Here is a 6,136-nt window from a genome sequence, read left to right as displayed (position 1 = left end):
CGAAAGCTGAGCGTCACATCGCCTACGCTTTTATCTTCTAGTGCATCGCGCGGCTCACTGCCAAAACTGCGGCCACCTTGGTAGCGCATCAACGGGGCTGTGACGGTGTCGCCCTCCATCTGCCCCGAGGCGGCGTAGAAAGTAGCATCGCCATTTTTCTCGTAGCCAAATACCTGCATAAAGAAAGTCTTGCCCTGCACATCGATGGCAAAACCACGGCCTGGTTTGCCGTCCACTTCATCGCTGATGACCCAGGTGCCTGCCTGTGGCGTAAAACTGCGTGCTGCCCAGCTGGGAGATAGGGACAGACCCAGTGCAGATACTGCGAGAATGGATGCAAGCTTTGGAATGCGCGTTTGGTGTGCCACTTTATCTCCCTGGATTGAATCATTTTCAGATGCATGTCATTTGTACTTATCACCTGGATGCCAGCGATGCGGACGAAGCTGGATTCCATGAATACCATTATGAGTATTACATCTTCCAATTCTCTGAAGGCGAAGAAAGCTTTTTTGCGCGCAGCTATACCGATGAGCCCCATGGGGCTCACTTTCTCAATGCGGAAAAAGCCGGTCGATCACGGCCATTGACGACCAAGGATTTAGGCGCACCACTTTTCCTGGAAGCACAGGCCTATTTAAGGCAGGCGGGTAAAACTGAGCTGAGCTGGCTCAGTGGTAAAGGCAATGGTTATGAGCTACTGCAAAATCCGGTGATTCAGGACCCCATCAAACAGCAGTGATGCCTTCGCAAGCCCACAAAGACCAGCACAAATCACCGGTTGCAGATAAGCGATACCGACGTTTGGCGGCGCCAGTGAGTGCGCCGATTCAAAGCGATGGATGGCGCACCCAGCACCCCGATTAACGCCCCACCACCCTCACCACCCCATGCGCCAACCGCTCGATCCGCACCGGCAGCGACTGCGCCAGCAGCGCCAGGCTGGCGTCCGTGTCCTTGAGCGACAGGGCGCCCGATAGCCGCAACTGGGCCACGGCAGGATCACACTGCAGCGGGTCCGCACGGTAGCGGGCGATCTCGGCAACAACATCTGCCAACGGCATGTTCTTGGCCAGCAGCATGCCCTGCTCCCACAGCGCGGCGCTGGCTTGCACATCGGCTTGCGGGCCGATATGGCTGGTGCTGAAATCAGCGGTGTGCCCTTCTTGCAGCACTTGGGTGGCGCCCTGCTGGTTGGTGATGGCGACGGCGTGGCTAAAGACCGCCACGCGGCTGGTGCCCGCATCCACACGGCGCACGCTAAAGCGTGTGCCCAGCGCCTGCACGGTGCCTTGCCGTGTCTCCACGACAAAGGGGCGGTAGCTGGGCGATGGGTCAGCCTGCGTGGTCACCAAAATCTCGCCGCCGAGCAGCCGCACCCGGCGCTCCTTCGCGTTGAAATGGACGGCCACCGCGCTGGCGGTGTTGAGCGTCAAGGTAGAGCCATCGGGCAGCAGCATGGAGCGCGACTGCCCCACGGCGGTGGCCTGGTCGGCCATCCAGTCGCGCCAAGATAGCTCTCGCCAGGCCAACCAGCCGGCCGGGGCCGCCACCAGCAAGCCGCCCAGCCAGGCCAGACTCTTGCGCCGGTCGGGCCGCTGCACGGCAGTCAAGGTTTGCTGGCAGACCTCGGCAGGTACCTGGGCAAACACGCCCAGCATGGCTTCGGCCTTGTGCCAGGCGGCCTCATGCGCGGGGCTTTGGCTGCGCCATTGCTCAAAACGGGCCTGCTCCTTGGCCGTGGGCGTTTCGTAGCGCAGCACGATGAGCCAATCGGCCGCTTCGCTGAGCAAGGTGTTTTGTGCGGCAACGCCGGCCATCACGCGGCCTCCAGGCACAGCAGCAAGGCCTTGTGGATATGGCGGCGCACGGTGATCACCGGCATCGCGACCTGGTCGGAGATCTGCTGCAGGCTCAGGCCCTCGAGCTGCGCCAGTAAGAACACCTGGCGCGTCTTGGGCGCCAGGCCTGCCAGCAGCCGGTCGATCTGCACCAAGGCTTCGATGACCTGCAGCTGGGTCTCGGGCGATGGCGCATGCGGCTCGGGCAAGGCCTGCAAGGTTTCCAGGTAGGCGCGCTCGATCTCGCGCCGGCGCCACAAATCGACGACCAGGCCCTTGGCCACATGGGTCAGGAAGGCGCGCGGCTCGTCAGCAGCGTCCACATTGCGGGGCGACACCATGAGCCGAATGAAGGTGTCATGGGCCAGGTCGGCCGCGTCGCCCGCATTGCCCAGACGGCGCCGCAGCCAGGACTGCAGCCAGGCGTGGTGGTTTTTGTAGAGCGCTTCGATGGGCGAAGCCGAGTATCCGGGAGATGCCATGCGATATCCGCGCCCTGCTGCCACAGTGAATAGTTGAGAATGAATCTCAATTATATTCAAATGTAAAGACCGTCTTTACGCAGGACATTCGCGGCCGCCTGGCGCGCCAGCGGCGCGGGTAGATCAGCGCTGCGGCGCTGCCGGCACCGGCAGCACATACTGCCCCGTCCAGCCGACCAGGCGCAGCGCCATCTGCGTCATCTCCTGGCACAGCGCCTCGATGGACAGCTTGCCATTGGGCTGGTACCAGCGGTGCGTCCACTGCACCATGCCGCTGATCGCAAAGGCGGTCACCTTGGGGTTGCCGACCTGGAAAACGCCGGCCTCCACGCCGTTGACGATGAGCCGCGTCACCAGCGCATCAAAGCCGTGGTACTTGCTGCGGATATCGCTGATTTTTTCCGGGCTCAGGCTTTTTTCCTCTTCGAGCAGGATCACCGAGAAGGTGCTGAGCTCAATCTTGCGGCGCGTATAGGTGTCGATAAAAAACTCGAAGCGCCGCACCGGGTCCTTGTCCTCCAATTGCTCGCACTGGCTCACCGCCTCGTAAAGGCCGGCAAACACCTTGTCGAAAAGCCGCTCGAGCAGCTCGTGCTTGGACTTGAAGCGCTTGTAGATAAAGGGCTTGGTCACGCCGATCGAGGCCGCAATCTCGTCGAGCGTCGCGCTCTTGAAGCCGCGCTTGTAGAACAACTCGGCGGCGGCATTGATGATCAAGGTGTCCTTGTATTCCTGGATCTGGTTTTTGGCATCGCCTGCGTTGGTGTCGGTGGGTTGAAGCTGCACTGCTGAATATCTCCTGGTGGGCGTGGGGGCTGCGGCGGTGGCGCGCGCCGGCACGCTGTACGCATGGCCCCAGCATAGTGGAAAGGCGGGTGGTTTTGCACAAGATGCCAAGCAGCATCCATGCGTGAAATCCCCAATAGTACCAATCGATACTGATCAGTATCTTTGGGTTTTTCCAACGCTGAGCAGCCGCTCCCGGCCCATGCCGACGCACCGCGCCAGCAGCCACAGAGCCCCGTTGATTACAGGAGACAAGCGCATGTCGAACGCAACCGCCAGCCCTGGCGAACAGCTGAGTTACCAGGTCGTCGATTTTGGCCAACCGCTGCAACTGGCCCGCCGCGCCATCGCTGCGCCCCAAGGCAGCGAGGTGCTGGTGCGCATCAGCGCCTGCGGCGTCTGCCACAGCGATCTGCACATGGCCGAGGGCTTTTTTGACCTGGGCGATGGCCGCCACTTCGGCCTGGAAAAAGTGCTTAAGCCGCCGCGCACCCTGGGCCATGAGATCGTCGGCAGCGTGGCCGCCAACGGGCCCGATGCCCAAGGCGCGCTGGGCCGCTCGGTGATCGTCTTCCCCTGGATTGGCTGCGGTCAGTGTGCGCTCTGCGCCCGGGGCGATGAGCACATGTGCGCCCGCCCCGAGAGCCTGGGCACCACGCGCGATGGGGGCTTCAGCACCCATGTGCGCGTGCCCCACCCGCGCTACCTGATCGACCATGCCGGCATTGATGCCGCCTTTGCCGCCACCCTGGCCTGCTCGGGGCTGACGGCCTACTCGGCCCTGAAAAAAGTGGCACCAGCGACCGAGCAGGCGCCGCTGGTCATCATCGGCGCTGGCGGCGTGGGCCTGGCGGCCGTGGCGCTGGCCAAGGCCTTGCATGGCCTGGGGCCCATCGTTGTCGATATCGACCCGGCCAAGCGCCAGGCTGCGCTGGATGCCGGCGCCAGCCGTGTGGTGGACCCGGCAGAAGCCGATGCCGCCAAGACCCTGGCGCGCTCGAGCGCCGAAGGCGTGTCGGCAGTGCTCGATTTTGTCGGCTCCACGCGCACGTTCGAGTTTGCCAATGCCGTCGTCGGCAAGGGCGGCAAGATTCTTATCGTGGGCCTCTTTGGCGGCAGCGCCAGCATCCAGCTGCCGCTGATCCCCATGCGCGCCATCTCCATCGGCGGCTCCTATGTGGGCTCACTGGCCGAGCTGCGCGAGCTGGTGGCGCTGGCCCAGCAAGGGGTGCTGCCGTCCTTGCCGCTCAGCAGCCGCCCGCTGGGCGATGTGCAGACCGTGCTGGACGAGCTGCGTGCCGGCAAGGTCACCGGCCGCGCCATCTTGCAAAGCTGAAGCCAGAAAGAACCAGGAGCACCGCATGAACTACCAAGTCCAATTGCTGATCGACGGCCAGTGGCGCGACAGCAGCAGCCAGGAATGGCTGGACATCACCAACCCCGCCGATGAAAGCACGATTGGCCGCGTGGCCAAGGCCAGCCGCGCCGACCTGGATGCCGCGCTGGCCGCCGCCCAGACCGGCTTTGCCGCCTGGCGCAAGACCTCGGTGATGGAGCGCTCGACCTATCTGCGCAAGGCTGCCGCGCTGGTGCGCGAGCATGCTGAAGAGATGGCGCTGATGCTGGTGCATGAGCAAGGCAAGCGCCTGACCGAGGCGCGCATCGAGCTCTCGGGCGCCAGCGAGGTGCTGGAATGGTTTGCCGAAGAGGCACGCCGCTGCTACGGCAGCATGATCCCGCCGCGCTCGCCCGAGCTGCGCCAGTATGTACAGCATGAGCCGGTGGGCCCGGTGGCGGCGTTCACGCCCTGGAACTTCCCGATCAACCAGGCCGTGCGCAAGATTGCCGCCGCGCTGGCTGCCGGCTGCTCGATCATCGTCAAGGGCTCGGAAGAGACGCCGGTGGCGCTGGCCCGCTTTGTCCAGGTGCTGGAGCAAGCCGGCCTGCCCGCAGGCGTGCTCGGCCTGGTCTATGGCGTGCCCGGTGATATCTCCGAGCACCTGATTGCCTCGCCCGTGGTGCGCAAGATCTCGTTCACCGGCTCCACCTCGGTGGGCAAACTCTTGAGCGCGCAAGCGGGCGCCGCGATGAAGCGCGTGTCGATGGAGCTGGGCGGCCATGCGCCCGCCATCATTTGCGACGACGCCGACCTGGCGCGCAGCCTCAAGCTCCTGGGTGTGCAGAAGTTCTGGAACGCTGGCCAGGCCTGCATCTCGCCCTCGCGCTTTCTGGTGCAGGCGCCCTTGTATGACGAGGCCATTGCCGGTTTCCAGCGCATTGCCGAAGGCTATGTGATGGGCAATGGCCTGGACAAGGCCACCCGCATGGGCCCACTGGCCAACCCGCGCCGCGTGGCCGCCATGCAGGCCCTGGTGGATGACGCGGTGGCCAAGGGCGCCCGTGTGGTAACGGGCGGCAAGGCGCCAGATGGCAAGGGCTACTTTTTTGCGCCCACGGTGCTGGCCGATGTGCCGCAGGATGCGCGCATCTTCAACGAAGAGCCCTTTGGCCCGATTGCCGCATTTGCCCGCTTTGACAGCGATGCCCAGGCGCTGCAAGAGGCCAACCGCCTGCCCTGGGGCCTGGCGGCCTATGTGTTCAGCGGCTCGGCCACACGCGGCGAGTGGTTCAAGAACGAGATCGAAAGCGGCCTGGTCGGCATCAACTCGATTGCGATGGGCTACCCCGAGCAGCCGTTTGGCGGCGTCAAGGATTCGGGTTATGCCAGCGAAGGCGGCGCCGATGCGCTGGCCTTCTACCTCAGCAGCAAGTTTGTCAGCCAGACCATCTGAGCGCGCAGGCCGGTGCCCATCCGCTGCCGGCCTGCTGCCGGACCACTTCCGCGCCGATGCGGGGCAGCGTGATCGTAGAGTGAAGGATTTCCATGCACAAGGTATTGATCGCTAACCGGGGGGAGATTGCGGTGCGCATTGCGCGCACGGCCGCAGACCGGGGCATCGCAAGCGTTGCGGTCTACGCCAGCGACGATGCAGCCAGCCTGCACCGGCGCGCGGCCGACCACGCCCG

7 protein-coding genes and 1 pseudogene are annotated in these 6,136 nt (G+C 64.1%); 4 read left to right on the top strand and 4 right to left on the bottom strand.

The window, feature by feature from the left end; all coding sequences use genetic code 11:
- Window positions 1–368: pseudogene (locus H928_RS31370) on the bottom strand (hypothetical protein); the annotation flags it as partial.
- Between H928_RS31370 and H928_RS0105195 the strand changes: the two are divergent.
- Window positions 362–742, top strand: coding sequence for a hypothetical protein (locus H928_RS0105195; protein ID WP_204366281.1), 381 nt, complete (start codon window positions 362–364; stop codon window positions 740–742). The pseudogene H928_RS31370 and the gene H928_RS0105195 sit on opposite strands and share 7 nt — an antisense overlap.
- Window positions 743–863: 121 nt before the next feature.
- Here the strand turns inward: H928_RS0105195 and H928_RS0105190 are convergent, their stop codons facing one another.
- From H928_RS0105190 to H928_RS0105180, 3 genes are all read right to left on the bottom strand, one after another.
- Window positions 864–1,820, bottom strand: a complete 957-nt coding sequence (locus H928_RS0105190) for a FecR domain-containing protein (protein ID WP_021025562.1) — start codon at window positions 1,818–1,820, stop codon at window positions 864–866.
- Window positions 1,820–2,323, bottom strand: a complete 504-nt coding sequence (locus H928_RS0105185) for a sigma-70 family RNA polymerase sigma factor (protein ID WP_021025561.1) — start codon at window positions 2,321–2,323, stop codon at window positions 1,820–1,822. The genes H928_RS0105190 and H928_RS0105185 overlap by 1 nt, the downstream gene beginning before the upstream one ends.
- 123 nt (window positions 2,324–2,446) lie before the next feature.
- The gene (locus tag H928_RS0105180) at window positions 2,447–3,109 is read right to left on the bottom strand and encodes a TetR/AcrR family transcriptional regulator (RefSeq protein WP_021025560.1); all 663 of its coding nucleotides are present in this window, start codon (window positions 3,107–3,109) and stop codon (window positions 2,447–2,449) included.
- 259 nt (window positions 3,110–3,368) lie between these two features.
- Between H928_RS0105180 and H928_RS0105175 the strand changes: the two genes are divergently transcribed.
- The 3 genes from H928_RS0105175 to H928_RS32700 all read left to right on the top strand — a co-directional run.
- Entirely contained in the window at window positions 3,369–4,445 is a 1,077-nt protein-coding gene (locus H928_RS0105175) for an alcohol dehydrogenase (RefSeq protein ID WP_021025559.1), read from the top strand.
- A 25-nt stretch (window positions 4,446–4,470) separates the two neighbouring features.
- Window positions 4,471–5,901 (top strand): NAD-dependent succinate-semialdehyde dehydrogenase, encoded by a 1,431-nt coding sequence (locus tag H928_RS0105170; protein ID WP_021025558.1) that lies wholly within the window; start codon window positions 4,471–4,473, stop codon window positions 5,899–5,901.
- Window positions 5,902–5,993: 92 nt separating this feature from the next.
- Window positions 5,994–6,136 (top strand): biotin carboxylase N-terminal domain-containing protein (locus H928_RS32700; protein ID WP_192816972.1); only part of this gene is annotated, 143 nt, incomplete at its 3' end.

This window comes from Comamonas sp. B-9, assembly GCF_000410635.1.
In the GTDB taxonomy this organism is placed as follows: Bacteria; Pseudomonadota; Gammaproteobacteria; order Burkholderiales; family Burkholderiaceae_C; genus Comamonas.
The sequence above is the reverse complement of the archived record's forward strand: the minus strand, read 5'-3'. Positions and strand labels throughout refer to the sequence as shown.